Genomic DNA, 503 nt, shown 5'->3' on the forward strand with positions numbered 1-503 from the left:
AATTGATTTTCTTATTTACGTCAATTTCGCCTTTTATTTTATCGTAATCTTTCCACTGCAAAGCTAAAGCTTCGCCTATTCTAAGACCAGAATAAAATAACAGTTTAGTTAGCTGACGAGAAGTATCGTTTGTGATTTGTTCTACTTTTTCATCAAATTCTTCACGAGTGATAAATTTAGCTTGTGGTTTTGTTCTGGGAATAGGAGTTACCGATAATGTGGGGTCGTATAAGAGCTTGTAATGCTTTTTGGCGTAATTGATAACTGCTTTAAAACCTGCCCACACAGATCGTGCATAGCCAACAGAAAGACCTGCATCGTTTAACAAATAATTCCTGAAAGCAGTACATTGCGTAGTAGTGATTTTGCCAATAGGGATATTTCCGAACCTTTCTTTTATGTGAGTATTATATTCTGTAGTTCGCTTTTCTATTGAGCGTGCAGAAAGATTTTCATTTTTTAAACGATTAAAAAATATATATTCAAAGGGTTGATTGTCCGAG

At 34.6% G+C, this 503-nt stretch carries 1 protein-coding gene; it reads right to left on the reverse strand.

Translation table 11 applies throughout. The features are described from left to right. On the reverse strand, positions 1-503 hold a 503-nt coding region (locus KQ486_RS14280), incomplete at both ends, for a tyrosine-type recombinase/integrase (RefSeq protein ID WP_216688008.1).

Source organism: Allobacillus halotolerans, from assembly GCF_018967645.1.
GTDB lineage: Bacteria > Bacillota > Bacilli > Bacillales > Alkalibacillaceae > Allobacillus > Allobacillus halotolerans.